26 protein-coding genes and 1 pseudogene are annotated in these 26394 nt (G+C 61.9%); 2 read left to right on the top strand and 25 right to left on the bottom strand.

Going from position 1 to position 26394, the window contains the following annotated elements; all coding sequences use genetic code 11:
- Positions 1-81 precede the first annotated feature (81 nt).
- The 3 genes from ACE03M_RS10265 to ACE03M_RS10275 form a co-directional block, all read right to left on the bottom strand.
- On the bottom strand, positions 82-288 hold the full coding sequence (locus ACE03M_RS10265; protein ID WP_143923293.1) for a hypothetical protein: 207 nt from the start codon (positions 286-288) through the stop codon (positions 82-84).
- 128 nt (positions 289-416) lie between these two features.
- Complete coding sequence (locus ACE03M_RS10270) at positions 417-731, bottom strand: thiamine-binding protein (RefSeq protein WP_485933888.1); 315 nt, start codon at positions 729-731, stop codon at positions 417-419.
- 38 nt (positions 732-769) lie between these two features.
- Positions 770-1960 carry an acetyl-CoA C-acetyltransferase gene (locus tag ACE03M_RS10275; protein ID WP_485933889.1) on the bottom strand — a complete coding sequence of 397 codons (1191 nt, stop codon included), beginning with the start codon at positions 1958-1960 and terminating at the stop codon, positions 770-772.
- 228 nt (positions 1961-2188) lie between these two features.
- Between ACE03M_RS10275 and ACE03M_RS10280 the strand changes: the two genes are divergently transcribed.
- Together ACE03M_RS10280 and nucS are read left to right on the top strand one after the other, a co-directional pair.
- Complete coding sequence (locus ACE03M_RS10280) at positions 2189-3763, top strand: cell division protein (protein ID WP_485933890.1); 1575 nt, start codon at positions 2189-2191, stop codon at positions 3761-3763.
- A 443-nt stretch (positions 3764-4206) separates the two neighbouring features.
- Positions 4207-4902 carry an endonuclease NucS gene (nucS, locus tag ACE03M_RS10285; RefSeq protein ID WP_485933891.1) on the top strand — a complete coding sequence of 232 codons (696 nt, stop codon included), beginning with the start codon at positions 4207-4209 and terminating at the stop codon, positions 4900-4902.
- Positions 4903-4905: 3 nt separating this feature from the next.
- Here nucS and murA read toward each other — a convergent pair whose 3' ends face one another.
- From murA to ACE03M_RS10395, 22 genes and pseudogenes are all read right to left on the bottom strand, one after another.
- Complete coding sequence (murA, locus tag ACE03M_RS10290; protein ID WP_485933892.1) at positions 4906-6219, bottom strand: UDP-N-acetylglucosamine 1-carboxyvinyltransferase; 1314 nt, start codon at positions 6217-6219, stop codon at positions 4906-4908.
- Positions 6219-6776 carry a DUF2550 domain-containing protein gene (locus tag ACE03M_RS10295; RefSeq protein WP_232488044.1) on the bottom strand — a complete coding sequence of 186 codons (558 nt, stop codon included), beginning with the start codon at positions 6774-6776 and terminating at the stop codon, positions 6219-6221. The genes murA and ACE03M_RS10295 overlap by 1 nt, the downstream gene beginning before the upstream one ends.
- Positions 6709-6969: a F0F1 ATP synthase subunit epsilon gene (locus ACE03M_RS10300; RefSeq protein ID WP_204233752.1), complete on the bottom strand. Its 261-nt coding sequence runs from the start codon at positions 6967-6969 to the stop codon at positions 6709-6711. Before ACE03M_RS10300 ends, ACE03M_RS10295 begins: the two co-directional genes overlap by 68 nt.
- 3 nt (positions 6970-6972) lie before the next feature.
- The gene (gene atpD / locus ACE03M_RS10305) at positions 6973-8421 is read right to left on the bottom strand and encodes a F0F1 ATP synthase subunit beta (protein ID WP_143923300.1); all 1449 of its coding nucleotides are present in this window, start codon (positions 8419-8421) and stop codon (positions 6973-6975) included.
- A 27-nt stretch (positions 8422-8448) separates the two neighbouring features.
- Entirely contained in the window at positions 8449-9381 is a 933-nt protein-coding gene (locus ACE03M_RS10310) for a F0F1 ATP synthase subunit gamma (RefSeq protein ID WP_143923301.1), read from the bottom strand.
- A 31-nt stretch (positions 9382-9412) separates the two neighbouring features.
- Positions 9413-11047 carry a F0F1 ATP synthase subunit alpha gene (gene atpA / locus ACE03M_RS10315; RefSeq protein ID WP_143923302.1) on the bottom strand — a complete coding sequence of 545 codons (1635 nt, stop codon included), beginning with the start codon at positions 11045-11047 and terminating at the stop codon, positions 9413-9415.
- 84 nt (positions 11048-11131) lie between these two features.
- On the bottom strand, positions 11132-11938 hold the full coding sequence (locus ACE03M_RS10320) for a F0F1 ATP synthase subunit delta (RefSeq protein ID WP_143923303.1): 807 nt from the start codon (positions 11936-11938) through the stop codon (positions 11132-11134).
- On the bottom strand, positions 11938-12489 hold the full coding sequence (locus ACE03M_RS10325) for a F0F1 ATP synthase subunit B (RefSeq protein ID WP_143923304.1): 552 nt from the start codon (positions 12487-12489) through the stop codon (positions 11938-11940). The genes ACE03M_RS10320 and ACE03M_RS10325 overlap by 1 nt, the downstream gene beginning before the upstream one ends.
- Before the next feature lie 19 nt (positions 12490-12508).
- Positions 12509-12733 carry a F0F1 ATP synthase subunit C gene (gene atpE, locus ACE03M_RS10330; RefSeq protein ID WP_009884049.1) on the bottom strand — a complete coding sequence of 75 codons (225 nt, stop codon included), beginning with the start codon at positions 12731-12733 and terminating at the stop codon, positions 12509-12511.
- 82 nt (positions 12734-12815) lie between these two features.
- A complete protein-coding gene (gene atpB / locus ACE03M_RS10335) occupies positions 12816-13628 on the bottom strand; it encodes a F0F1 ATP synthase subunit A (protein ID WP_260848173.1) in 813 nt (270 codons plus the stop codon).
- Between the two features lie 206 nt (positions 13629-13834).
- On the bottom strand, positions 13835-14281 hold the full coding sequence (locus tag ACE03M_RS10340) for a Cg1360 family ATP-synthase-associated protein (protein WP_143923305.1): 447 nt from the start codon (positions 14279-14281) through the stop codon (positions 13835-13837).
- The gene (locus ACE03M_RS10345) at positions 14278-15387 is read right to left on the bottom strand and encodes an MraY family glycosyltransferase (RefSeq protein WP_143923306.1); all 1110 of its coding nucleotides are present in this window, start codon (positions 15385-15387) and stop codon (positions 14278-14280) included. The genes ACE03M_RS10340 and ACE03M_RS10345 overlap by 4 nt, the downstream gene beginning before the upstream one ends.
- Complete coding sequence (locus ACE03M_RS10350; RefSeq protein ID WP_485933893.1) at positions 15388-16038, bottom strand: L-threonylcarbamoyladenylate synthase; 651 nt, start codon at positions 16036-16038, stop codon at positions 15388-15390.
- 54 nt (positions 16039-16092) lie between these two features.
- Positions 16093-17058, bottom strand: a complete 966-nt coding sequence (prmC, locus tag ACE03M_RS10355; RefSeq protein ID WP_485933894.1) for a peptide chain release factor N(5)-glutamine methyltransferase — start codon at positions 17056-17058, stop codon at positions 16093-16095.
- A complete protein-coding gene (gene prfA, locus ACE03M_RS10360; protein ID WP_143923309.1) occupies positions 17015-18094 on the bottom strand; it encodes a peptide chain release factor 1 in 1080 nt (359 codons plus the stop codon). The genes prmC and prfA overlap by 44 nt, the downstream gene beginning before the upstream one ends.
- 1 nt (position 18095) lies before the next feature.
- A complete protein-coding gene (gene rho, locus ACE03M_RS10365) occupies positions 18096-20198 on the bottom strand; it encodes a transcription termination factor Rho (protein ID WP_143923310.1) in 2103 nt (700 codons plus the stop codon).
- 224 nt (positions 20199-20422) lie between these two features.
- Positions 20423-21325: a homoserine kinase gene (gene thrB / locus ACE03M_RS10370; RefSeq protein ID WP_143923311.1), complete on the bottom strand. Its 903-nt coding sequence runs from the start codon at positions 21323-21325 to the stop codon at positions 20423-20425.
- Positions 21326-21327: 2 nt separating this feature from the next.
- A complete protein-coding gene (thrC, locus tag ACE03M_RS10375) occupies positions 21328-22416 on the bottom strand; it encodes a threonine synthase (protein WP_485933895.1) in 1089 nt (362 codons plus the stop codon).
- A 2-nt stretch (positions 22417-22418) separates the two neighbouring features.
- Positions 22419-23726 carry a homoserine dehydrogenase gene (locus ACE03M_RS10380; protein WP_143923313.1) on the bottom strand — a complete coding sequence of 436 codons (1308 nt, stop codon included), beginning with the start codon at positions 23724-23726 and terminating at the stop codon, positions 22419-22421.
- 31 nt (positions 23727-23757) lie between these two features.
- Positions 23758-25194 (bottom strand): diaminopimelate decarboxylase, encoded by a 1437-nt coding sequence (gene lysA / locus ACE03M_RS10385; protein WP_485933896.1) that lies wholly within the window; start codon positions 25192-25194, stop codon positions 23758-23760.
- A complete protein-coding gene (locus ACE03M_RS10390; RefSeq protein ID WP_485933897.1) occupies positions 25194-26096 on the bottom strand; it encodes a DALR anticodon-binding domain-containing protein in 903 nt (300 codons plus the stop codon). The genes lysA and ACE03M_RS10390 overlap by 1 nt, the downstream gene beginning before the upstream one ends.
- 113 nt (positions 26097-26209) lie before the next feature.
- A pseudogene (locus ACE03M_RS10395) lies at positions 26210-26394 on the bottom strand (MFS transporter); the annotation flags it as partial.

Here is a 26394-nt window from a genome sequence, read left to right on the forward strand (position 1 = left end):
ATCGAACTCTGAGACACTGACGAGGGCCGCTGTGTCCGGGCAGCTACTCTCACCCCGCAGCAGGGGTGTTCGACGTGCGGATCAGTACTCGCGAGCGACGCGCTCCAGTGACTTTCGCACCGTCACGAATGAGACCGCCACTAGTCCGGTGAGGGCGAGGATGACGGCCACTGCTTCGATGGCGAAGGCGAAGTCGACGATGACCGGAAAGAAACCGGCCGCCATGAACCCGAGCAGGGCGACCATCGTCAGTGCGGTGGCTGTGGTGAAATACGTGGAACCGTTCATTGTTCATCTCCTTCTTCCTTAAAGAAAGAGTAGACCCGAATGAGACCTGCGTCACTAGGAAATGTCCGAGAGTTTCACCTGTGCCCAACTTACCTGTCGGTACCATTCGACGGTGATGAGCAGACTGATCAGCCGTTGTCGCGAGCGTCGAGGGCCCTTTCCAGGCGCTCGAGCTTCCCATCGATCTCACCGGTGTAACCGGGACGAATATCGGCCTTCAGCACCAGCGCCACTCGCGGGCCGAACTCACCGACGACGTCGGTGGCCTCTTTGACGACAGCGAACACCTCATCCCATTCACCTTCGATCGTGGTGAACATCGAATCAGTTCGGTGAGTCAACCCGGACCGTCGAACGACTTCGACAGCCGCGGCGACCGCATCGTGGACCGATGCGTCCGTATTGTCACCGCCGCTGGGTGCGACGGAGAATGCGACGAGCATGATGCCCTCCTTAAGTATCTTTGTCTTAAGTATCTTTGTCAGTTCTGTGCGGGCACGGACACGATGAGCGAGTCACCCTGGCCGCCACCACCGCAGAGGGCGGCGACACCTGTGCCGCCACCTCGGCGCTGGAGCTCGAGCGCAAGAGTCAATACGATGCGCGCTCCGGAGGCGCCGATCGGGTGGCCCAGTGCAACAGCACCACCATTGACGTTGACCTTCTCAGGATCGATGCCCAGGTCCTTCGAACTGGCGAGCCCGACTGCGGCAAAGGCTTCGTTGATCTCATAGAGGTCGAACGAATCAGCCGCGACCCCTTCCTTCGCGGCAGCGGCCTGAATCGCCTGTGAAGGCTGATGCTGCAGCGACGAGTCGGGACCTGCCGTCCACCCGTGCGAGCGGATCTCGGCGAGAATGCGGGCACCGAGCGCTTCAGCCTTCTCACGAGACATGACGACGACTGCGCATGCACCGTCGGAGATCTGTGAGGCGTTTCCGGCAGTGATCGTGCCGTCCTTGCGGAAGGCCGGTCGCAGCTTGGCCATCGATTCCGGGGTCGTCTCTGCGCGCACGCCCTCATCGGTGGAGACGGTCACGTCACCCTTGCGACCGGTGATGGTGACTGCCTCGACCTCATCGGCGAATGCGCCCGATTCCCAGGCCTGCGCTGCACGCTGATGTGAGCGGGCAGCGAAGGCGTCCTGGTCCTCACGCGAGAACTCGAAGTCACCGGCGTTGGCCTCCTCGGTCAGACCACCCATGGCCTGGTCGGTGAAGGCATCCCACAGACCGTCATAGTCCATATGGTCCTTGACCACGACATCACCGTATTTGTAGCCCGAACGTGACTTCTCCAGCAGGTGGGGAGCCAGGCTCATCGATTCCTGTCCTCCGGCGACGACGACGTCATACTCCCCTGCCCGCACCAGCTGGGCTGCCTGTGTGATCGCGTTGATGCCGGACAGACACAGCTTGTTCACGGTGACACCGGGCACGTGCATCGGGATGCCGGCTTCGACCGCGGCCTGCCGCGCAGGTCCCTGACCGAGACCGGCTTGCAGAACCTGCCCCATGATGACGTATTCGACATCCTCGCCCCTGATCCCTGCGCGACCGAGTGCGCCCGAGATCGCCTTGCCGCCCAATTGCACAGCTGTCAGCGACGACAAGCCTCCCTGCAGACGCCCGAACGGAGTACGCGCACCCGCGACGATCACTGCTTCAGCCATATTTCCTCCTCAGATATTCGTACCCCGCTCAAAGCGAGGGAAGTCGACGAAGTGTTGCCTGCTCCAAGGGTAGTCCAGCTGTCTGTGGCCTCCGTCACGGGGGTTATGTGTCATGGTCGCGAGAGACGTCCACACTTGGGAATTCGCACCCAACACTCATGGTGAGTCCGTTAGAGTAGTGGTGGGACGATTTGACCACATACCTTGACACGACAGGAGTCCACTTCAGTGACGCCCACCGAAGAATTCCGCACAGCGATGCGCGGCTACGAAAAAAGTGAAGTTGATTCTCGCCTGCAGCAGCTGCGAACCGAGGTCGAGTCCGTTCGTAAGGCCCTTTCCGATGCCCGAAGTCAGGTCATCAACGCTGATCGCGCGAAACTTCAGATCGCCGGAGAACTCTCCGAGGCGAAGGCCCAGCTGAAGAAGGCGGCCAATGACAGCGCCGAGGCTTCAGGTCCTCCCGGAAGCCGCATCGACCATCTGCTCAAGATCGCTGAATCCCAGGCACGCGAGACTCTCTCACAGGCAAACTCCGACGCAGAGACGATTCGCAATAAGGCACGAGCCGAAGCCGCTTCGGCTCGTGCCCGCATGCACACAGAGAGCAACGACACTCTGTCCAATGCCCGTTCCGAGGCTGATGCCATCATCAGTTCGGCCGAGCTGCGCGCCGACGAGACTGTGAAAGCTGCCGAAAAGCGTGCTGCAGAGCTCAAGGCGACAGCAGAACGCGAATACAACCAGGCCAAAGAGGCAAATGAGGCTGCCACGAAGGAAGCCCGCGAAAGCCTCGAACACGAGCTCGCCGGGCTCAGGGCGACTTCTGAGAAGGAGGCTGCCGATCTGCGGGCAGAGGCCAAGAGCCAGGCAGATGAGTCGATCAGCACTGCTCAGGCGCAAGCCGACGAACTCCTCGCCGCTGCGAAGGCTCGGGACGCGGCATCGACCAAGGCTTCTGACGAACTGGAGGTCGAGTTGGCTGGCAAGCGCCAGGCGGCGGAGGCTGATCGCAAGAAGCGTTACGACGCAGCTCAGATAGAGAACAAGAAACTCATCGACGAGGCTCAGGCGCGTGCGGCGAAGGCAGATACAGAGGCCAAGGAAGCCGCAGAGAGAGCGGAGACGACCCGTTCGGATGCGGTGAAGAAGGCTGACGACATCATTGCCGACGGCAAGACTCGCGCGCAGACCCTCATCGGTGAAGCCCGGGCAACGGCCGAAGCCACCATTGAGGAATCCGCGGCCGAAGCCAAGCGCAACGTGGCATCGGCTCAGTCCCAGGTCGACCTGTTGACCAAACAGCGCAAGACGATCACAGCGCAGCTCGATCAGCTCCGTTCGCTGTTCGCCATGCCCGGTGTGATGGGCGGCGATTCCGTCGACCCTGCCAAGGCTGAGTCTGCGTCCCATGCCACCGAGCAGATCGCCGATGAGCAGGAGCTCGCCGACCTTCTGGCGGAGGATCCCGAGGAGACAGACAAGGCTGATGACATCGCTGCTGCTGACGACGCGGATTCCGGCGCGAAGAGCACGGACGGCCCAACCGACACAGCTGCATCACCGGACTCCACGGACACTGCGGAGACATCGGATCAGACCGTGCCTTCCGAGGCGGCGGAGCCTCAGGGAGCTCAGTTGGAGGCCGAGGAACCTGCCGCGACGGACGATTCCGATGCGGCCGAGCACTCCGACCTGCCGAATGGAGCTACCGATGCCGACACGATAGCCATCGATGCTCAGGTTTCGGGGTCGCAGAGCAAGAGCAGCAAGGCGTCGCGTTCCGGGAATTCGCTGCGCTGAGGTCTACACCATCCCACAGCCCACACCGATGAGAAGGGGCCAGTTCACAAAGAACTGGCCCCTTTTTTCGGGTCTCGATTCCTGGACCGCCTACGATCGGCCGACGACCAGTACCCTCACCTGAATTTCTGAAAGCACCTCGTGTGCCAGTGGCGACGGGAATCAACTCCCACCTCGGTGCCGTGTCGAGCGGCCTGTCGCCAGGCAACGATATGTGCCGTCCACGACGCCACGTCCTGTCCGCACCCCGGGCAGATATAGACCTTGCCCTGAGAATTGCCGGCAACGCTCTGCACCGACCATGTCCCGTCGGGCAGATCTCGACTTGTGCGCAGACCACTCACGGAGTCGGAGAGCTCACGCGGCGCCTGCTGCCATTTGTTTTTGCGACGCGAGGAGGTAGATCGTGGCATCTGCCCATTCTCTCACGTAAGGTGAAGCGCGTGCGTCTCGTCATTGCTAAGTGCTCCGTTGATTATGCCGGTCGTCTGACCGCCCATCTGCCCATGGCCACCCGTCTCATCATGCTCAAGGCCGACGGCTCGATCCTCATCCATTCGGATGGCGGATCGTACAAGCCTTTGAACTGGATGACTCCCCCGTGCTCGATCAGAATCACTGATCCGAGCCAGGAACAGGAGGAGGCCGGTCTGGCCGAAATCTGGACGGTCTCGCAGGCCAAGACGGGCGACAAGCTCGTCATCTCAATCTCCGAGGTGATCGCCGATGACCAGCATGAATTCGGAACCGATCCCGGACTGGTCAAAGACGGAGTGGAAGCCCACCTGCAGGAACTGCTGGCCCAACATATAGAGACTCTCGGAGACGGCTTCAGCCTAGTCAGGCGCGAATACATGACGGCGATCGGGCCAGTCGACATCCTCGCCCGCGACCACGGCCACAAGTCCGTTGCCGTGGAGATCAAACGACGTGGCGATATCGACGGCGTCGAGCAGCTGACGAGGTATCTGGAACTGATGAACCGTGACCCGCTGCTCACACCGGTCCAGGGAGTCTTCGCCGCTCAGGAGATCAAACCCCAAGCTCGGACCTTGGCCGAGGATCGTGGCATCCGCTGCGTCGTCTTAGACTACGATGCGCTGCGCGGTATGGACGACCCTGACTCGCGTCTGTTCTGAGTCCTATTCGAAGCTGAGGATATCGGCTTTTTCAACGCGTTCGATATTGGCGCCGAGACTGCGCAGGTTCGATACGAAATTCTCGTAGCCGCGTTCGATGTGGTCGATGCCGGAGACCTCTGTGATTCCCGCGGCCCGCAGGCCCGCCATCACCAGGCCGGCGCCGGCGCGGATATCTGAGGCTTCCACCTCGGCACCGGACAGGCTGTTGACACCGGAGATCAGGGCGTGGTTGCCGTCGACTCGAACCTTCGCGCCGAGTCGCGCGATCTCCTGGACGAACCTCCAACGAGCTTCGAACAGGTTCTCCGACAGCAGTCCGACACCGTCTGAGACTGAATTCAGTGCGATCACGAACGGCTGCAGATCTGTGGGGAAGCCGGGAAACGGCATAGTCGCGACGCGAATCGCATGCGGCCGCTCGGCACCGATGACTCGGAATCCATTTCCACGCGTGCCATCGCCGAGCTCGATTTCACCGAGGTCATCGACGGTGGCGCCCGAGTCGCGAAGTTTGATCGCGATATTGGGCATCAGCTCGAGTCCGACTCCCTTCACGGTCACATCACCGTTGGAGAGAGCCGCACCGAAGGCGTAGGTTCCAGCTACGATCCGGTCCCCCACCGTACGGTGATCAACCGGATGGAGTTCGCCGACACCGGTGATGGTCAGGTCGGCCGTGCCGATCCCACTGATCTGGGCGCCCATATCGACGAGCATTGCGCAGATGTCGACGATCTCCGGCTCCTTGGCCGCATTTGAGATTGTCGTCACACCATGGGCCAACGTTGCCGCCATGACCAGGTTCTCCGTCGCCCCGACGGAGGGGAATTCGAGAACGATGTCCGTTCCATGCAGGCCGCTGGGAGCCTCCGCGACGAAATAGCCGTGATCGAGATGCACCGTTGCACCGAGAGCTTCGAGACCTGCCTGATGCATGTCCAGGCCCCGGGACCCGATCGCGTCTCCGCCGGGAAGGGCGACATGTGCTGCACGCATCCGTGCGGTCAGCGGCCCGAGGACGGAGATCGACGCTCGCATCGCGCGCACAAGCTCATAGTCCGCCTGGATGCCGACCTCCGCGGGAACATCGATGCTGACGATGCCCCGATCGGCATCGTAATCGACGTCGCAGCCGAGCCGAATGAGAAGCTGAACCATGATGCGCACGTCGAGGATCGCCGGCACGTTGGTGATCGTCGTACGGCCAACGGCCAACAGACTAGCCGCCATGAGTTTGAGGACGCTGTTCTTGGCTCCCCTGATATCGACCTCACCGCGCAGCCGACTCGGACCGGTCAAGCGAAAGATATCCATCAGGTGAACCTTCCCATAGTCGGGTTGAAGCCGGGGGGCGATGATTCCAGCCAGGAGGCCATCGTAGACAGCGATTCGGTGTCCATGGCCAGAGATACGGAACGAGGTCGGCCATCAGCCTTCCCGTAGGAGCAGTCCACCACCACCGCGTCGGGCAGCACCGAGTACTGTTCACCGGACGTGGGTTTGCGACGGACGAGAATATCGAGGTCGGCACGCGGGAGACGAACTGCGGCGCGTCGAGTCAGCGCGAATACGGGATACCAGTCCAGTGATGCCACTGAGAACACTGCTACACCCAAACGCCAACGTGGGCGAGAAGAGGATTCCTCGCCCACGTTGATGGAACAGTCAAAAGCTCCGGAGAGCTTCGAAATCGACCTGCGTCGAATCGTCACGACAACGATCAATGCGAGGGCGAGTCCTACTAACGAGAGCAGAACGATCAGAAGGACGGAAGGGTTCACGGTTGCCAGTTTAATTGACGGATCAGAGAAGTTCGGCCTGATCAGCGGCAATGATGACGCGATTATTCTCGACCGAGAGGAATCCACCATCGGCCTTGACCCGGATGGTCTCCTCAGAGGTCGTGAGAATACGTGCTTCACCATCGGCAACGACACCAAGAACTGGCTCGTGGCCCGGCAGGATGCCGATCTCGCCGTCCAAGGTACGGGCGATGACGCGCTTGGCCTCACCAGCCCATACCTTTTGATCGGCTGCTACGACGTTCACATCGAGTGCAGCCATGGCTTACTTCTGCATCTCTTCGTAGTTGCGCATGACGTCGTCAAGCCCACCTACGTTGTAGAACGCCTGTTCGGGGATGTGGTCAACCTCGCCGGCGCAGAGCTTCGAGAACCCTTCGATGGTGTCAGCAAGAGGAACTGTCGAGCCGGGCACCTGCGTGAACTTCTCAGCGGTGTAGGTGTTCTGCGACAGGAACTGCTCGATGCGACGAGCACGGTGGACGACGAGCTTGTCCTCTTCACCGAGTTCATCGACGCCGAGGATGGCGATGATGTCCTGCAGTTCCTTGTTCTTCTGCAGAATGGCCTTGACCTCGTTGGCGACTCGGTAGTGCTCTTCGCCCACGATCAGCGGATCGAGGATACGCGATGTCGAGGTCAGCGGATCGATGGCAGGGTACAGACCGCGCGAGGCGATGTCACGGTTGAGCTCGGTCGTCGCGTCCAGGTGTGCGAACGTCGTGGCCGGAGCCGGGTCGGTGTAGTCATCGGCGGGAACGTAGATCGCCTGCATCGACGTGATCGAGTGACCACGCGTCGAGGTGATGCGCTCCTGGAGAACACCCATCTCATCCGCCAGGTTGGGCTGGTAGCCCACGGCCGAAGGCATGCGACCCAGAAGGGTCGAAACCTCGGAGCCGGCCTGCGTGAAACGGAAGATGTTGTCGATGAACAGCAGCACGTCCTGGTTCTGGACATCGCGGAAGTACTCCGCCATGGTCAGTGCCGACAGCGCGACGCGCAGACGGGTGCCTGGTGGCTCGTCCATCTGGCCGAAGACCAAGGCAGTATCTTTGAACACGCCGGCCTCGTCCATCTCCATGATGAGGTCGTTGCCCTCACGCGTGCGCTCACCCACACCGGCGAACACCGAGGTGCCGTTGTGGTTGTGAGCGATGCGGAAGATCATCTCCTGGATGAGGACGGTCTTGCCGACGCCCGCACCACCGAAGAGGCCGATCTTTCCACCCTGGACGTACGGGGTGAGGAGGTCGATGCTCTTGATGCCGACTTCGAGCATCTCGGTCTTCGACTCCAGTTCGTCGAAGGCAGGCGCTGTCCGGTGGATGGGCCAGCGTTCACTGATCTCGAGCTTCTCGCCCTCTTCGAGGTTGAGGCAGTCACCGGTGGTGTTCCACACGTGGTTCTTGGTCACATCGCCGACCGGCACGGTGATCGGAGCGCCGGAGTCGACGACTTCCTGGCCGCGAACCAGTCCGTCGGTGGGCTGCAGGGAGACGGCACGCACAAGGCCGTTGCCCAGGTGCAGTGCAGTCTCGAAGGTCAGCTTACGCGTGCCTTCGGAAAGTTCCACCGAGGTGGAAAGGGAGTTGTAGATGGCTGGCACGGAGTCGAGCGGAAACTCGATGTCGACAACCGGGCCGATGACTCGGGAAATCCGGCCGAGGGCTGTGCCCTGCGCCGGGGAGGTATCCGTAGCTGTGGCAGTCATGGTCTCTTTCTTCTCTGCTCTCGCCGGTCAGTCGCCGGCTGATGATGCCGCGAGGGCATCGGCCCCACCGACGATCTCGGTGAGTTCCTGGGTGATTTCCGCCTGGCGAGCCGTATTGGCCAACCGGGTGTAGGTCTTGATCAGATCGTCCGCGTTGTCGGTCGCAGTCTTCATCGCAGCCTGACGCGAAGCCTGCTCGGAAGCAGAGGCGCTCAACAGCGCGGACAGAATCCGCGAGTCGATGTAGCGCGGCAGCAACGAATCCAAGACGGCCTCGGCACTGGGTTCGAACTCATAGAGAGGGAACGCAGCTCCGTCCTTCGCCGGTTCGGACGTACCGCCGGTGGCGACCTCGTCCGCGTCGACTACCTCGAGCGGAAGCAGACGCCGGTATTCCGGGTCGTGCTTGACACTGGAGACGAACTTCGTGAACACGATGTAGATCTCATCCACACCGGTCTGCGCGGAATCGGTATTGAAGCTCTGCAACAGCGCCTCACCGATCTCCCGAGCATTCTCAGGAGTCGGCATCTCAGAGATCCCGGTCCAGGACTGTTCGATCGCACGGTCGCGGAAGGTGTAGTAGTTCTTGGCCTTCCCTCCGACAGTGAAGAGCGATACATCCTTGCCTTCGCTGCGCAGCAGGCGATTGAGCTCTTCAGCCTCGCGCAGCAGGTTCGCCGAGTAAGCGCCAGCGAATCCACGGTCCGGACCTATCACCAGCACTGCTGCACGAGTGACCGACTCAGGTTCCGTCGTCAACACGTGGTCGACGTTGGACTCACTCGCCACCGCTGAGACCGCACGAGTCAGGGCGTTGGCGTATGGGCTGGCAGACTGCGATCGAGCAATGGCCTTCTGAATCCGTGAAGCAGCGATGAGCTCCATGGCCTTGAAGATCTTCCTCAAGGACGAGGTGGAGCGGATCTTCTGCTTGAAGACCCTCTGCTGGGCTCCCATCAGTTCTTCCTTTCGCTGTTACGGATCAGATTCAACGCTTCTGCCGAACGATCTGCTCCTGCTCGACTTCATCGGATGAGGCTGTGGCAGTATCTTCGCTGCCTGCCTTTGACCCGCTGGAGTCGGAGCTGACGAAGTTCCGGGTGAACTCCGTCAAGACGTTGTCCAGCTCTGCCGACGTGTCATCATCGAGCTTGAGCGTCTCACGAATTGTCGTGAAGATGCCGGTCTTGCGCTCGACGTGATCATGGAGCTCGGTTTCGAACTTGAGCACGTCCGAAACAGGAATCTCGTCAAGATAGCCGTGTGTACCTGCGAAGATCGACACGGTCTGCTTTTCGAAGGGCATCGGCGAGAACTGAGACTGCTTGAGCAGCTCGGTCAGTCGTGCACCGCGAGCCAGGTCGCGCTTGGTCGTCTCGTCGAGGTCGGAGGCGAACATCGCGAACGCCTCGAGCGAGCGATACTGTGCCAAGGAGATCTTCAATGTGCCTGAGACACTCTTGAGGGCCTTGGTCTGAGCGGCGCCACCGACGCGGGACACGGAGATGCCCACGTCGACTGCAGGACGCTGGCCTGCGTTGAACAGGTCCGACTGCAGGAAGATCTGACCATCGGTGATCGAAATCACGTTGGTCGGAATGAACGCTCCGACGTCGTTGGCCTTGGTCTCAATGATCGGTAGACCGGTCATCGAGCCGCCGCCGAGCTCATCGGAGAGCTTCGCACAACGCTCAAGCAGACGCGAGTGCAGGTAGAACACGTCTCCGGGGAAAGCCTCGCGGCCCGGCGGACGGCGCAGCAGAAGTGACACTGCACGATAGGCCTCGGCCTGCTTCGAGAGGTCATCGAACACGATGAGGACGTGCTTGCCTTCGTACATCCAGTGCTGACCGATGGCCGAACCGGAGTAAGGGGCGAGGTATTTGAAGCCTGCAGGGTCGGAAGCAGGAGAGGACACGATCGTGGTGTATTCCAGGGCACCCGCTTCTTCGAGCGAACGGCGGACTCCTGCGATGGTCGAGCCCTTCTGGCCGACGGCGACGTAGATGCAGCGAACCTGCTTCTTCGGGTCACCGGTCTCCCAGTTGGCTTTCTGGTTGATGATCGTGTCGATCGCAAGGGCGGTCTTACCCGTCTTACGGTCACCGATGACCAGCTGGCGCTGTCCACGGCCGACAGGGATCATAGCGTCAATGCTCTTGTAGCCGGTCTGCAGAGGTTCGCGAACCTCTTGGCGATCCATCACGCCTGCGGCCTGGAGCTCGAGCTCACGACGTCCGACAGTCTCAACTTCACCGAGTCCGTCGACTGGCTGACCCAGAGGATCGACCACTCGACCGAGGTAGCCGTCGCCGACGGGAATCGAGAGAACCTCACCGGTGCGGTGGACGTTCTGTTCAGCCGCGACCCCGGAGAACTCTCCGAGGATGACGACGCCGATCTCGCGCTCGTCCAGGTTCTGTGCCAAGCCCAAGGTGCCGTCTTCGAACCGGAGGAGTTCGTTGGCCATGGTGCCGGGCAGACCCGAGACGTGGGCAATTCCGTCACCTGCGGTGACGACCTTGCCGACCTCGGACTTTACCGAGCTTTCGGGGTTGTACGAGTCAACGAACTTCCCGAGAGCGTCCCGGATCTCTTCCGGGCGAATTGTCAGTTCCGCCATCTGGTTTCCCTGCTTCCTTTACTCAAAACTTGTGTCCGACGACCGGTGGGCCGCCTGTGCTGCCGGACTGGCCGGCCCCTCGATTTAACTTGCGAGCTTGCGCTGAACTTCGGCCAGACGATCAGCCACTGTGGAACTCATCATCTCATCGCCGACCTGAACCCGGACTCCCCCGACGACCTTAGGATCGACCTGAACGTTGAGCACGAGGTCGCGTCCATAGCTGGCCGACAGAGCGGCCGCGAGTTTCTGGGTCTGAGCTTCGCTCAACGGTTTGGCGACGGTGACATCGGCGACTGAACGCTGCTGTCGTGCCGCGAGGATATCGCTGTACTGATCCAGAGCCTTCGCCACGCGGAGCCCACGTGGGTACAGAACCGCCTGCTCGATCAGTGTGATGGTGTCGGCCTGTGCCTTACCTGCCAGCAAGTCTGCGATGAGCGCGCGCTTGGCCGATGCAGATGCATCGGACTCCAAGGCCCGCGCCAGTTCGTGTTCGCTTTCGCACAGACGGGCGAAGCGGAAGACTTCCTCTTCCACCTGGCCGAGTTGACCGGATGCCTGAGCAGCAGCTGCGACAGCTGTCACTCCGGCAACCTCAAGGCTGGTCACCAAGTCCTGAGTCCTCGCCCAGCGCTGGCTCACGGCCAGTTCACTCAGACGCAGGGCCGTATCAGTGGTCCGTGTCGAGAACAGAGTCCGCAGCAGCTGCTGCTTCTTCTCAGCCGACTCGGACGAGTCTGCCAAGGCCTTGCGCAGCGTCACGTTCTCAGCGAGAACGGCAACGATGGCCAGTTCACCAGCACCGATTTCACGCGCGTCACCGCGGGAGATCTCAGCGTTGGCGGTTTCAAGTACGGCCTGCAGGGACAATCTGCTCGACTGGAGCATCACGCCCCCTTGACCGGCTGTGCCGACGACTGCGACTCGAGATCGGAGATGAAGCGATCGACCACGTTGGCAGAACGCTGGTCATCGGTGAGCGATTCACCGACGATACGCGATGCCAGATCGGTGGCCAGAGTGCCGACTTCCGAACGCAGCTGCACCATGGCGGACTGACGCTCGGCTTCGATCTGCGTCTGGGCCTGAGCGACGATGCGCTCGGACTCGGCATGAGCCTGGGTCTTCATATTGGCGATGATCTGGGCGCCTTCTTCCTGAGCCTCGGCGCGCAGTCGTGCAGCTTCTGCACGGCCGTCGGCGAGCTGCTTCTGATACTCGGCCAGAGCCTCATCGGCTTCAGCCTGCACCTTCTCAGCCTTCTCAATTCCACCCTGAATGCGCTCTGCGCGCTCATCAAGAGTCTTGTTGAAGGCCGGGAGGACGTACTTCCAGACAACCAGGAAGACGATCAGCAGACAGATGGCACTCCAGATGATGTCGTACCACGCCGGGAGAAGTGGATTCTCAGACGCAGCAAGAATGTGTACCGGAGTCATCGTTTAGTCCTCTTCGTGATCAGGGCAGGAAGAACGGGGTGGCGATGCCGATCAGGGCCAGGGCCTCGATCAGCGCAATTCCGAGGAACATGTTTCCGCGCAGTGCGCCGGCCATTTCAGGCTGGCGAGCGGTTCCCTCGATGGTCTTACCGATGACAATACCGACACCGACGCCGGGGCCGATTGCGGCGAGGCCGTAACCGACGGTGTTGAGGCTGCCGGTGACTTCAGCGAGCATATCCATTGAATGCTTTCCTTTCATATGTCGGCCGGGTGGTTGGCCCGGCCCTTGTAACGTCTGAGGTTACAGAATGTGGGGCGCTGCCTCAGTGATCGTCTGAGATCGCGGCGTTGATGTAGACGCAGGACAGAAGGGCGAAGATGTAGGCCTGCAGGACGACGATCAGCATCTCGAGGATGAAGACGAAGAATCCGCCGGCGAAGGTGATGATTGAGAAGAACTGGAACCCGTTGGCGGCATCGAACAGGAAGAAGCTCGTTGCGGAGAAGCACAGCACCAGCAGAAGGTGGCCGACCATCATGTTGGCAAAGAGTCGGATCGCCAAGGTGAACGGCTGAGTCACGAACTTGGTCAGGAACTCGATGGGGATGAGCAGGATGTGCATCGGCCAGGGGACGCCGGGAAGGATCAGCGAGTCCTTGATGTAGCGACCGAACCCCTTCTCTGCGATGCCGGCCCAGTGGTACGTGACGTATACCGTCAGCGTGAGGACGATCGGCAGACCGATGACGCCGGTGCCCGGCATGTTGAGGAACGGAATGAGCTTCGTGACGTTCCAGAACAGGATGCCGAAGAAGATCGCCACGATCAGCGGCATGAACTTCTTGGCTTTCTCCTTGCCCATGGTGTCTTCGGCGATGCCGACGGTGACGAATTCCATGGCCAGCTCCATAGCTGACTGGAAACGGCTGGGTACCAGCTTCATGCGTTTGGCCCACACAGCGAGCAGAACAACGACTGCGACAGTGGCGAGGACGCGAATGAGCATCACGCGGTTCATCTCAAAGGGAGTGCCTTCGAACAGGAACGCGGCGGGAAAGAACTCCGCCATGGATGGGGCGTGAAAACCACTTTCAGCGGCTTGGATCGTTGTGTTCGCAGCGTTGAGTGTTCCCACGTTTCCTTTACTCTCCCATGGTCAAAAGCCTAAATGGCCTGGCCTGATCCACACATTGATTGTGTAGGTATAGGTTCAGGAGCGACTTGGAGCGACAATTGGCTCCAGCACCGCAACAACTCTACCAATTGTAGAGAGCTGCCGACAAATTCATCACCTTTGACTGTACATCTTCTGGCAGACCCCGGCGCAATCGTCGATTCCGCCTATTTCGCGTCGGGATCGACATAGGGCACGCGCCCCTTGACCACAGTCATCGCCTCGACGAGAGATGATCCGATCACAGCGACCACGATCGTGAGGAACGCCACATTTCCATCCAGCCAGTCTGCGTCCTTGATCCGCCAGATGACGATCATGAAGATGAACGCCTTGAAGAGGAATCCGATGCCTAAGAATCCGGCGATTGCTGTCAGCCCCATGTTGCGCCCCGCATACATGATCACCAGGGTGACGATGATGAACACCGCAGCCAGTCCCCCGCCGACGGCCCCGCCGTTGAAACCTTCGGTCCCGGAAACCAGGTAGCCGATGCCCATTCCGAGCACAGCGACAGCAACGACGAGGATGACGCCGCGGACCAACATGGTCTTCCAGACTCTGGCCCATGCTGCTTCAACGTAGGTTTCCTGACGCGGTGACTCATCGGTCATGAGATTTCCTCTCTGGCTTTCTGACGGACCCGCAGGGGGTAGAAGGTGAAGAGCAGGGTGATGGCGAACAGCCCGCCGACGATGCAGACGACGTAGATCCACGGCATCAGCAGGAGCATGACAGATCCGAATGCGATGAGCGCGGTCCAGGTATAGAGGATGAGGACCGCCCGAGCATGAGAGTGCCCAAGTCTGAGCATCCTGTGATGGAGATGCTTCGCATCTGCGGAGAACGGTGATTGGCCGGCCATGAGACGACGGATGACTGCCAACCCCAGGTCGAGCAACGGCAGGAACATCACTGCGACTGGCAGAACGATGGGCAGGAAGGTCGCGAAGACTCGCTCTTCCCCAAGCAGCGCCGGGTCGACCTGGCCGGTGACGCGGATGGTGGATGCGGCCAGCAGGAGACCGATGAGCATCGACCCGGAATCGCCCATGAAGATCCGCGCCGGATTGAAGTTGTGCGGAAGGAAGCCGACACAGGCGCCGACGAGGATTGCGGTGATCAGCGAGGCCAGGTTCGCATAGGACTCAGGCGATGCATCCCGGGCCAGACCGTAGGAGTAGATGAAGAATGCGCTGCCGCCGATCGCGACGACTCCCGCTGCCAGACCGTCGAGCCCATCGACGAAGTTCACAGCATTGATGGTGACCAGGACGACGAGGATGGTGATGATGATCGACATCCGCGGCGAACCGATGATCACTCCCCCGAACGGGATCGACAGCAGTGCCACGCCGTTGATGGCCATGAATCCAGCTGCCAGTGCCTGCCCTGCAAGCTTGGTGATCCAGTGGAGATCCCAGATGTCATCGATGATGCCCAGCACGCACAGCACGGTGGCCGCGCCGGCGATGCCGATGATGGGTCCCATATCCGAGAAGATCCTCTGCAGGAACGGTGTCTGGGAGGCGAAGATGAGGCCCACGATCACAGCCCCGAACATCGCGACCCCGCCCAACCTCGGCGTCGGAACGGAATGGACATCGCGTTCGCGCAGAGGCGAGAAGATCTGCCCTCGCTCGGCTACCCGCCTGACCATCGGGGTCAGCAGGTAGGCCACGAGGGCCGAAATGATGAGGATGAAGAGGTAGGCGCGCACTCAGCCGTCCAGGCCGACGACATCGGGGACGATCTCGCGCAGTTCTTCGATGGTCACGGGACCCTCGCGCACCATGCGCGGGACTTCGCTGGTGAGGTCGATGATCGTCGAGGAGATTCCCGACGTCCTCACTCCGCCGTCGACGTAGATGTCGACATCGTCGCCCAACATCTCCATCGCCTCATCCGCCGAGGTGGCGGCGGGCTCACCGGAGATGTTGGCACTGGACACGGCCAGTGGCCCCGTCCGCCCCAACAAGGCGAGGGCGTACTCGTCGTCGGGCATTCGCACCGCAACGGTGCCATGGGTGTCGCCGAGGTCCCAGTCCAACGACGGCTGTGCATTCGCGATGATCGTCAGCGGTCCGGGCCAGAACCGGGCGGTCAGCGAAAGCATCCTTTCGTCGACACCGTCGACGAGCCCGAAGACGGTCTCCGCACGCGGGACGAGGACAGGCGGCGGCATGTCACGTCCGCGGCCTTTCGCTGCCAGCAGGGCGGAAACCGCCGAAGCGCTGAATGCGTCTGCGGCGATCCCATAAACGGTGTCCGTGGGAATGACGAGCAGATTGCCCGTCTCACTCACCCTGGCGCATTCGTCCAGGACAAGATCACGGATGTCGCTTTGGGTCACGTCGAATCGTCTCGACACGAATACTCCGTTTCGGATCGTGGTGGTCAGTGGCCTGAACCGGGTGGTCCATGGTCACAGGTCGACCCCTGACACACGATGAGCCACCGTGTAGCGGTCGCGTCCAGTGTAGTCCGGGTAGGTGGCGGCCTGTCTGAGACTGGCCGTCGACATGATGAGTTCGCGGGCGCCGGGCCCCTGTTCCTCGGAATGCTCCATGATGAAGAAGCCACCGGGACGCAGTAGCTTCTCCGCCTGCTTCAGAATGAGTCCTGGGATCTCCAGGCCCGTCGACCCTCCGTAGAGAGCGGCTGCCGGATCGTGTTCGCGCACCTCGGCATCGCGCGGCACAGCTTCATCGGGCACATAGGGAGGATTGGTCACGACGACATCCGCGCTGCCCCACAGGTCAGGTCGATCGTCAGCGAACTTCGTCGCGTCACCACAGATCAGCTCGACGCTGGAGTCGCCGAGGCTGACCGAAGCCAGATTCTTCAGCGACCAGTTCAAGGCCTCGGCTTCGCGCTCGACGCCGATGATGCGCAGCTGCGGATGTTCGGCAGCAAGGGACAGCGTGATCGCACCCGAGCCCGAACACAGATCGATGACGAAGGGCTCATATGCGTTCTGCTGCCTGTCGAGTTCATCGAGGACCTCGGTGACGAGAAGCTCGGTCTCGGGCCGGGGAACGAACACTCCAGGGCCCACCAGCAGTTCGAGGTGACGAAAGGCCGCGACTCCGATGATGTGCTGAAGCGGGACGCGCTGACGTCGTCGGTCGATGAGCTGCGCGAAGACTTCCGTGACTTCGGCGGGGACACCATCGCCGAGGAGGCGTCTGCGGGCCAGGTCGGAGGCGTCGATTCTCCAGGCGTGGGCAAGCAGCGCCGCGGAATCCGGGTCGGGGTGGGCGACGCCGGCATCGGCCAGCAGCCGTGCCGCTCCGCGCAGCACCGTCGACACGTCCTCTTCGGGACCGGGAGGGCGCGGAATCAGGTCAGTCCCCCAGTGCGTCGAGTCGTGCCGCTTTGTCGGCCTCACGGCAGGAGCCGATGACCGGATCGAGGTCACCGGAGAGAACCTGGTCAAGGTTGTAGGCCTTGTAGCCCGTCCGATGGTCGGTGATGCGGTTTTCGGGGAAGTTGTAGGTGCGGATGCGTTCAGAGCGGTCAACGGTGCGAACTTGGGACCGTCGGATGTCCGCGGCCTCGGCTGCGGCCTCCTCGGCCTGTTTGGCCAGGATGCGGGCCCGGAGCATGCGCATTGCTGCTTCCTTGTTCTGCAGCTGTGACTTCTCGTTCTGACAGCTGGCGGTGATGCCTGTGGGCACGTGGGTGATGCGCACGGCGGAGTCCGTAGTGTTCACGGACTGACCACCGGGGCCCGAGGACCGGTAGACGTCGATGCGGAGATCGTTGTCATCGAGTGCGACTTCCTCAGGCTCGTCCACCTCAGGAAATACGAGCACTCCGGCGGCCGAGGTGTGGATGCGTCCTTGGGATTCGGTCACGGGCACGCGTTGGACCCGGTGGACTCCACCTTCGAACTTCACCCAACCGTAGGCACCGTCATCCTTGGCCTTCAGCGCCAGAGTGACGTCTTTGTAACCGCCGAGATCAGAATGCGTGGCATCCAGGATCTGCGAGGACCATCCGCGCGAGTCGATCCAGCGCTGGTACATGCGCAGGAGATCCCCTGCGAACAACGCCGATTCGTCACCACCCTCACCGGCTTTGATCTCGATGATCGCATCACGCGCATCGTCGGGATCGCTGGGAACCAAGAGGTCTCTGAGCTCAGCCTCGACATCCGAGGCCTCCTCGTGCAGGCGTTTGGCCTCAGCACCGAATTCGGCGTCGTCGTCCGCGAGTTCATCCGCGGCGACGGCGTCGTCTTCGAGCTGGGCGAACCGACGAGCGGTCACTGCGACCTTGTCGAGTTCTGCGTAGCGCCTTGTCAGCTTCCTGGCACGGCCAGCGTCAGCGTGCACCGCAGGATCGGAGAGTTCCGACTGCAGGCGTGCGTGCTCGTCGAGCAGTGCGCTGACGCTGGCTTTGAGGGTGTCATCGTCGGTCATCTCAGTTGTTGTCGGTGGAAGACTTCTGCAGAGGTGTCGTCTTCTGCACCTGCATGAGGAATTCGACGTTCGAGCCGGTTTCCTTCAGCTTCGACATCAGGAGCTCCACAGCCTGCTGCTGTTCGAGTCCGGACAGTACACGACGAAGCTGCCACATGACCTTCATCTCTTCGTTGGTCATCAGCATCTCTTCACGACGGGTGCTCGACGCGTTGACGTCCACAGCCGGGAAGATGCGCTTGTCAGCGAGCTGTCGAGACAGACGCAGCTCCATGTTGCCGGTGCCCTTGAACTCTTCGAAGATGACCTCGTCCATCTTGGAACCGGTCTCGACGAGGGCTGTGGCCAGAATCGTCAGTGAGCCGCCGTTCTCGATGTTGCGGGCAGCGCCGAAGAATCGCTTCGGCGGGTAGAGCGCGTTCGCGTCGACACCACCGGAGAGGATTCGACCCGAGGCTGGCTGCGCAATGTTGTAGGCGCGGCCAAGGCGGGTGATGTTGTCGAGGAGCACCACGACGTCGGAACCCATTTCGACGAGACGCTTGGCGCGCTCGATAGCCAGCTCGGCGATCGTCGTGTGATCATCGGCGGGACGGTCGAAGGTCGAAGCGATGACTTCGCCCTTCACCGCCCGCTGCATGTCCGTGACTTCCTCGGGACGTTCGTCGACGAGGACGACCATCAGGTGAACTTCCGGATTGTTCTCGGTGATCGCATTGGCGACCTGCTGCATGATCATCGTCTTGCCCGCCTTCGGGGGTGCCACGATGAGACCACGCTGGCCCTTGCCGATGGGAGTCACAAGGTCGATGAGCCGGGTCGAATGCTGCTTGGAAGTGGTCTCAAGGCGCATCCTCTCCTGCGGGTAGAGCGGTGTCAGCTTCGAGAACTCGACACGGCTCCGGGCATCATCGACGGTCAGGCCGTTGACCGAGTCCAGTCGCACCAGTGCGTCGAACTTCTCACGCTTGCTGTTGCGGTCGTTTTCGCGAGGTTGGCGAATGGCACCGGCGACGGCGTCGCCCTTGCGCAGCTGGTTCTTGCGCACCATCGAAGCCGAGACGTAGACGTCGTTGGGTCCGGGCAGGTACCCGGAGGTACGCAGGAAAGCGTAGTTGTCATGCACGTCGAGGATGCCGCCGACGGGGATGAGCACGTCATCGTTGCGGATCTCGGGCTCGTCGCCGCCGCGTCCTCCGCGACGTTTGCGGTCACGGTCACGACCACGTCCGCGACGGTTGCCGCGATCGTCGTCATCGTTGTTGCGTCCCCGACGGTCATTGCTGCGGTCATTGCTGCGATCGTTGTCGTCGCTCTGGCGTCCGCGACGGTCGTTGTTACGATCGTTGCCCCGGTCGTTGTTGCGATCGTTGTCGTCGTTCTGACGGTTGCGGTTGTTTCCGCGCTCGTTGCGGTCATTGCCACGGTCGTTGTCGTCGTTCTGACGGTTACGCCCGTTTCCGCGATCATTGCGGTCACCGTTGCGGTCGTTGCGCTCACCATTGCGATCGTTGCCGCGGTCGTTGTCGTCGTTCTGACGATTGCGACCGTTTCCGCGATCATTGCGGTCCGAGCGCTCAACCGAGTCATCGGAGCTGTGTCCGTTGTCCTCGTTCTGGGCGTCAGCGCCACGCGAGCGCGAACGACTGCGACGCGAACGCTGTTTGTCCGGCTCCCCGCCTGATTCGGACGAAGTGTCGCCTGCGACCGGCGTATCGGCGACGGTCGAGGCTTCAGCAGACGTCGCTGCCGCAGCTGTTCCCTGTGCGGCGACGGCATCATCATCAGATGTCGCAGCTGCGCTGCGACGAGCCGGACGACGCTTGGCTTCATCGGGTGCTGCGTTGGAACCGCTCTTGTCTTCCTTGGCTTCCTTCTCTGAGCCTGCGGAAGCGGCTGGTGCGGTCTTCGGGGCTGCTTGAGCCTGTCCCGAACCGCCCTGTGAGCCATTGTGGTTGTTGATGGCGTCGATCAGTTCGCCTTTGCGAAGTCGACGGTACCCTTTGATCCCGAGTCCCGCTGCCATTTCCTGGAGCTGGGGCAGACGCAAAGCGGTCAGACTGCCGGTGCGTGGCGTGGAATCTTGAGTAGTGGTTTCAGACACGAAGGTCCTTCTCCCTCTTTCGGCCGTGCGGCAAGAGCCGTTTACTCACGGCGACGGAAACACCGTTGACGGTGCATGTGAAAGATAACCTGCCTAAGAATGAGCAGGAGACGTTCCAGAATTTGTGAAATAGACAGTGGATTCGCGATGAGTATCATCGAATCCGATCACTGACGGAACACCATCAGTTTACGTGCTCAACGCCGATCACGCGAATCCGGTGCCTAATTCTTTTCCTTGACGCGATATCCGCCGAGGTCAATCGAGGTGTGAATGAGTGTCACCGATGGCGGGAGCAGCGCCGGAGGAACCGTGTTCGCGAGGACGAGGACGGTGGGTCCCGCGCCCGAGATCACGGCGGGCAGGCCCTCGGCACGCAGACCGTCGACAATGGCCATCGACTCGGGGTATGCGTCACGTCGGAATTCCTGATGGAGCCGATCGTCGGTGGCCTCCAGCAGAACAGAGGCATCGGTGACGAAGCCGTGGATGAGCAGCGCGGCACGTGCGGAGTTCTCTGCGGCGACCTCATGTTCGACGGATACGGGGATCACGCTTCGTGCGATCTCCGTATCCAAACGCACCTCGGGCACCAGCACGGTCACCTCGGCGAGGGTGTTGGACGGCACCTGCCACGAGCGGGCGGGGTTCGGCAGGGCGACGTTCAGTCCCCCGAACACTGCAGGAGCCGCATTGTCAGGGTGGCCCTCGAGTTCGGAGGCGAGCTCAAGCACGCGTTGCCGGCTCAGTTGGACACCGCCGGCGTAGGCCCCGATCTCGCCGGCCAGCGCAATGGCGCCCACGATCGCTGCCGCAGAAGATCCGAGTCCGCGCGAATGCGGTATCCGATTGACACAGTCCAGGCTGAGCCTCTCCCCCAAGTCTGAAGGGGCGTTGGGATACTCTTCATGGAGCACGTCGACGATCACACGCATGATGAGGTGGGACTGATCCGTCGGCAGAGTCTCGGCACTCTCCCCTGTCACACTCACACAGGTGCTGGGATCGACGGGTTCGTCGTGGATCGTCAATGTCAGAGTGTCGAAGATCCCGAGTGCCAAGCCGAATGCATCGTAGCCAGGGCCGAGGTTCGCCGAGGTGGCCGGAACCTCGATCTGGATCCTCACGCTCACCTGTCTTCGAGCCCGAGGGCCCGTGCCGCGCTGACGGCGTCGACGGAGACCCGCTTGGGCTCGATCTCGGAACCGTCGGCTGTGTGAAGTGCCCAGCTGGGATCCTTGAGGCCGTGACCAGTCACGGTGACCGCGATTCTCGCACCGGCAGGGACCTTGCCCGCTTCGGACATCTTCAGCAGACCAGCCACCGAGGCGGCCGAACCGGGCTCGACGAAGATTCCCTCTTCCCGGGACAGAATCTTGTGTGCGCGCAGGATCTCTTCGTCTGTGACCGAGTCGATGACTCCACCGGAGGAGTCACGCGCCTCGATGGCCTGCTGCCAGCTGGCAGGATTGCCGATTCGGATGGCGGTGGCGATCGTATCGGGTTCGTCGACAGGGTGGCCGAGCACGATCGGTGCCGATCCTGCTGCTTGGAAGCCCCACATCTGCGGCAGACGGGTCGAGACGCCGATCTCCTGGTACTGGCGGTAACCCTTCCAGTAGGCGGTGATGTTGCCCGCGTTGCCCACAGGCAGCACGTGAATGTCGGGGGCGTCGCCCAGGACGTCGACAACCTCGAAGGAGGCGGTCTTCTGTCCCTCGATGCGATCAGGGTTGACGGAGTTGACGAGGTGAACCGGGTAGGACTCGGAGAGCTTCCGACACAGAGTCAGGCAGTCGTCGAAGTTTCCGTCAACTTCGAGCAGCGTGGCCCCATGGGCGATGGCCTGGCTCATCTTGCCCGGGGCGATCTTACCGGTGGGCACGAGCACGGCGCAGGTCAGTCCCGCCTTGGTGGCGTAGGCCGCCGCCGAGGCTGAAGTGTTGCCGGTCGAGGCGCAGATGACGGCCTTCGCGCCCTGAGCCGCAGCCTTGGTGATGGCCATGGTCATCCCGCGGTCCTTGAAAGACGCCGTCGGGTTGAGGCCTTCGTACTTCACCCATACGTCAGCGCCGGTGAACTCGCTGAGCTTCTCCGTACGGATGAGCGGAGTTCCGCCCTCACCCAGAGTCACGGCCGGTGTGGTTTCGGAGATGTCGAGGAGGCTGCGGTATTCCTCGACGACGCCCTGCCACTGCTTTTTGGGGAATTCGGTCATTCTCACTGTCCTTCTACACGGATCACGGATTTGACGGCGCGCACCACGGAAAGGCCGCCGAGGCGGTCGACCGTTCCCTGCAGGATCGCGTCGGTGTTCGAGTGGGTGGCGAGCACGAGCTTCGCGTGCTGTGTGCCCTGTTCGTCGACTTCTCCCACGGTCTGGCGCATGAGCTCGATCGACGCGCCTTCATCGGAGAAGACCTCGGAGACTGCTGCGAGGACGCCCGGACGATCGACGACGTCGAGAGTGATGTGGTACCGGGTGGTGATCGCCGATATCGGCAGGATCGTCGAGTCCTTGTGGAAAGGACGTTCGTACTGACCCCGACCTCCGAGAACCTTGCGACGGGCCACGGAGACCACATCGCCGAGGACCGCAGAAGCGGTGGGTTCGCCCCCGGCGCCCTGACCGTAGAACATGAGCGAACCAGCGGCCTCGGCCTCGATGAAGACCGCATTGAAGGCGCCGCGCACCGTTGCAAGAGGGTGATTGCGTCCCAGCAGTGCCGGGTAGACGCGAGCGGACAGTCCCGGCCCGGCAGGCGATTCGCTGACTCGTTCGCAGACAGCGAGGAGTTTGATGACGAATCCCTGGTCCCGGGCCGTGGCGACCATCTCGGGGGTGATGTCCTCGATGCCTTCGACGTGGACATCGTCGATCGTGACTGGAGCATGGAAGGCCAGTGACGAGAGAATCGCGGCCTTGGCCGCAGCATCATGTCCGCCGACGTCGGCCGTCGGGTCCGCCTCGGCGAATCCCAGCTCCTGCGCGGTCTTGAGCGCTTCATCGAAGCCCCAGCCCTCGGAGTCCATCTGATCGAGGATGTAGTTGGTGGTGCCATTGACGATGCCCATGATCCGGTCGATCCGATCCCCGGCCAGCGAGTCACCGACCGGACGGATGATGGGAATGGCACCGGCGACGGCGGCTTCGTGTTCGAGACGAACTCCTGCCGTGTCCGCCGCTGACATGAGCTCACCGTAGTTGGCTGCCAGCAGGGCCTTGTTGGCGGTGACGACGGAGGAGCCGTGATCGAGTGCCGAGCGGATGAGCGTCTTGGCAGGCTCGATGCCGCCCATGAGCTCGATGACGATGTCGGCGTCGGCGATGGCAGCTTCTGCGTCCGTCGTCAGCAGGCTCGGATCGATTCCGGGACGCTGCTTCGCGGTGTCGCGGACGACGATTGCGCTCAGCTCAAGAGGCGCACCGATCCGTTCGGCCAGAGCCTCGCTCCGGTCCTGGATGCGGGCGGCGACCTCGGTGCCGACGACCCCACATCCGAGCATGGCAACTTTCAAAGCCTGCATTTGTCCACCTTTTCGCTGTCTTCAATGGCACTCACACGCGCTCACCGACGTTCATTCCCGGATCGCTGCGCAACATCTGAGAGTAGTCCTCGGGCGTCACAATCCACTCAACCTTATCCGCAGTCACGGCCAGGACCCCTGGTTTCGGCAGGTGGTTGTAGTTGTTGGCCAGTGACCGGCAGTAGGCACCGGTGCTCGGGACCGCGACAAGATCCCCGGAGGACACATCTGATCCCATGTATTCGTCTCGGACGATGATGTCACCGGATTCGCAGTGCTTGCCCACGACGCGCACGATGGCGGGTTCGGAACTGGAGTTCCGATTGGCCAAGGTACACGAATAGTCGGCATCGTAGAGAGCTGTCCGAATGTTGTCACTCATCCCCCCGTCGACGGCGACGTAGGTGCGCACACCGTTGTCGGTGTCGACCTCTTTGACCGTGCCGACCCGGTAGAGGGTGAACATAGACGGTGACACGATCGCGCGTCCGGGCTCGATGGAGATCCGCGGCACGTTCGTGCCCAGTCCGCGGCATTCCTTGGCGACCACCGCGGCAAGCTCCTGTGCCATCTCGACCACCGGAATGGGCGTGTCCTGCGAGGTGTAGCGGATGCCGAAGCCACCACCCAGGTCGACATCGGGCAGATCGACACCGTGTTCGTCCATGATCTCCGCTCGCAGGGCCAGGACACGGGCGGCAGCGACCTGGAAGCCGGAGATGTCGAAGATCTGCGAGCCGATGTGCGAGTGCAGACCATCGAAACGCAGATGCTGTGAGTTCGCCACTGCCTCGGCGGCCTCTGCTGCTGTTCCGGCGGAGACCGAGAGCCCGAACTTCTGGTCCTCATGAGCTGTGGCGATGAAATCGTGCGTGTGTGCCTCGACTCCCACCGTCACTCGCAGCATCACTGGTGCAACGGCGCCCTTCGCGGCCGCAATCGATTCCAGCAGGGATATCTCGTCGAGGCTGTCGACGAAGATGCGTCCCACACCGTAGTCGAGGGCATATTCGAGCTCGGCCACAGATTTGTTGTTGCCGTGCAGACCGACTCGATCGCCTGGAACTCCTGCTGCGCGGGCCACCATCATCTCTCCCAGGGAACAGGTGTCCAGGCCAAGACCCGCCTCGTGGACCCACCGGGCGACAGCGGTGCACAGGAATGCCTTGCCCGCATAGAAGACGTCGACACCGGACAGTCCCTTGTCTGCGGAGAAAGCGGCCGAATACGCGCTGACATAGTTCTCGGCGCGGGCGGTGAAGTCCGCGACATCCATGACGAGGGTCGGGGTGCCGTAGCGTTCAGCCAGATCGGTGACCGTGTGCCCGGCGACGGTGAGGACACCGGAGTCGGACTTCGTCACGTTGTCCGACCACAAGCTGGGAAGGAGGGCGTTGACGTCCTCGGGGTAGGGCAGCCACACGGGTGCAGGGGTGGCGTGCATGGTGCCGGCGATATGGGCAGGCATTACATCCTCTCCGGGGCGCGAACGCCCAGTAGTCGAAGTCCTGTGGCCAGGACGATGATGGCGGCTCGGTCGAGGACCAGCCGGGAAGCGTGGAGCCGCGTGATGTCCTCATCGATCCTCGGTGTCACTGGGCATGTTCTTGCCCAACCCAGGAACAGCTGTGCGGTGGCTTCGAGGAGACAGGTGATGCGCCGAGGTTCGTGCGCGAAGGCGGCGGCGTTGGTGGTGGTGATGAAGTCTGCCAGGGCTGCAGCCAACGCGGTCTCTGTGGCATCGGTCAGGGCGTTCGGGTCGAAGTCGGCGGCGCTGATGCCAGCCGCTGCCGCGCGACGTTCGACGCGACAGGCCGAGGAGTGCGCGACCTGGACGAGGTAGACCGGGTTGTCCGGATGGGCCGTGCGCAGCAGTCCCATGTCTGCCGTATGTGATGAAGCCGTGCTGCCGCGTGCGGCCAGGAAGCGAAGCGAGTCGCTTCCCACGGCAGGGAGCAGAGTCCGCAGTTCGGGGTTGGATGAGATGCGCTCATCGACCGTGGCTTCGATGCGCGCTGCTGTGTCCGCATCAGGACCGAAGGCCGTGCCTGTGCCGACGATGTCGGCGGCGACCTGAGCGAGGCTGCTGGGACTCACTGTGATGTTGAGGAACCCGGGTCCGGCGACGTCGACACGGGTGATTCCGGTGTTATCGCGCAGCCGTGAAGCGATCTCCTCTGCCAGCGTTCTGGGCTCGGTGCGCAGAGATGCGGCGCTGCGCAGTGCGATGGTCGAGACCCAGTCGCCGTGAGGCTGTGCCTGCGCCCTGCGAAGGGTCGAGTCCGGTACAGGGGCACTGTCGATTCTTCGTGCGGCAGCGCTGCTCGCCAGTGCACGCGCCAGAGCGGTCTGCAGAAGTTCCGGGGTCACCCGTTCAGATTACTCGTGTCCGGTTGTCGACGGCGAATCAAGTGTCATAGTCTTCGCCTCGGACCGTGTGGTGCCCCAGTTCGTGTGGAGCCCCAATTCGTGTGGTGCCTGGATCAGATCGAGCCGGGACGACAGGCGGAGAAGCTGACTGTGAACTTCACCGCTGTGGAGGCCAGCACCACGGCGTAAGCCGGCCACATCACATCGAAGCTCTGGATCAGGAAGGCGAAGATCAGGGGTCCGGTCGCGGCCATCAGATAACCGCCTCCCTGAACGAACCCGGACAGTGCCGCCGAGG

The organism is Brevibacterium sp. AGC70 (assembly GCF_057334195.1).

Coding starts and splice junctions, on each gene's coding strand:
- ACE03M_RS10265 (WP_143923293.1), bottom strand. CDS start 288: ATGAACGGTTCCACGTATTTCACCACAGCCACCGCACTGACGATGGTC.
- ACE03M_RS10270 (WP_485933888.1), bottom strand. CDS start 731: ATGCTCGTCGCATTCTCCGTCGCACCCAGCGGCGGTGACAATACGGAC.
- ACE03M_RS10275 (WP_485933889.1), bottom strand. CDS start 1,960: ATGGCTGAAGCAGTGATCGTCGCGGGTGCGCGTACTCCGTTCGGGCGT.
- murA (WP_485933892.1), bottom strand. CDS start 6,219: ATGGATATCTTTCGCTTGACCGGTCCGAGTCGGCTGCGCGGTGAGGTC.
- ACE03M_RS10295 (WP_232488044.1), bottom strand. CDS start 6,776: ATGGTGGATTCCTCTCGGTCGAGAATAATCGCGTCATCATTGCCGCTG.
- ACE03M_RS10300 (WP_204233752.1), bottom strand. CDS start 6,969: ATGGCTGCACTCGATGTGAACGTCGTAGCAGCCGATCAAAAGGTATGG.
- atpD (WP_143923300.1), bottom strand. CDS start 8,421: ATGACTGCCACAGCTACGGATACCTCCCCGGCGCAGGGCACAGCCCTC.
- ACE03M_RS10310 (WP_143923301.1), bottom strand. CDS start 9,381: ATGGGAGCCCAGCAGAGGGTCTTCAAGCAGAAGATCCGCTCCACCTCG.
- atpA (WP_143923302.1), bottom strand. CDS start 11,047: ATGGCGGAACTGACAATTCGCCCGGAAGAGATCCGGGACGCTCTCGGG.
- ACE03M_RS10320 (WP_143923303.1), bottom strand. CDS start 11,938: ATGCTCCAGTCGAGCAGATTGTCCCTGCAGGCCGTACTTGAAACCGCC.
- ACE03M_RS10325 (WP_143923304.1), bottom strand. CDS start 12,489: ATGACTCCGGTACACATTCTTGCTGCGTCTGAGAATCCACTTCTCCCG.
- atpE (WP_009884049.1), bottom strand. CDS start 12,733: ATGGATATGCTCGCTGAAGTCACCGGCAGCCTCAACACCGTCGGTTAC.
- ACE03M_RS10340 (WP_143923305.1), bottom strand. CDS start 14,281: ATGACCGATGAGTCACCGCGTCAGGAAACCTACGTTGAAGCAGCATGG.
- prfA (WP_143923309.1), bottom strand. CDS start 18,094: ATGACCGACGATGACACCCTCAAAGCCAGCGTCAGCGCACTGCTCGAC.
- thrC (WP_485933895.1), bottom strand. CDS start 22,416: ATGACCGAATTCCCCAAAAAGCAGTGGCAGGGCGTCGTCGAGGAATAC.
- ACE03M_RS10380 (WP_143923313.1), bottom strand. CDS start 23,726: ATGCAGGCTTTGAAAGTTGCCATGCTCGGATGTGGGGTCGTCGGCACC.
- lysA (WP_485933896.1), bottom strand. CDS start 25,194: ATGCCTGCCCATATCGCCGGCACCATGCACGCCACCCCTGCACCCGTG.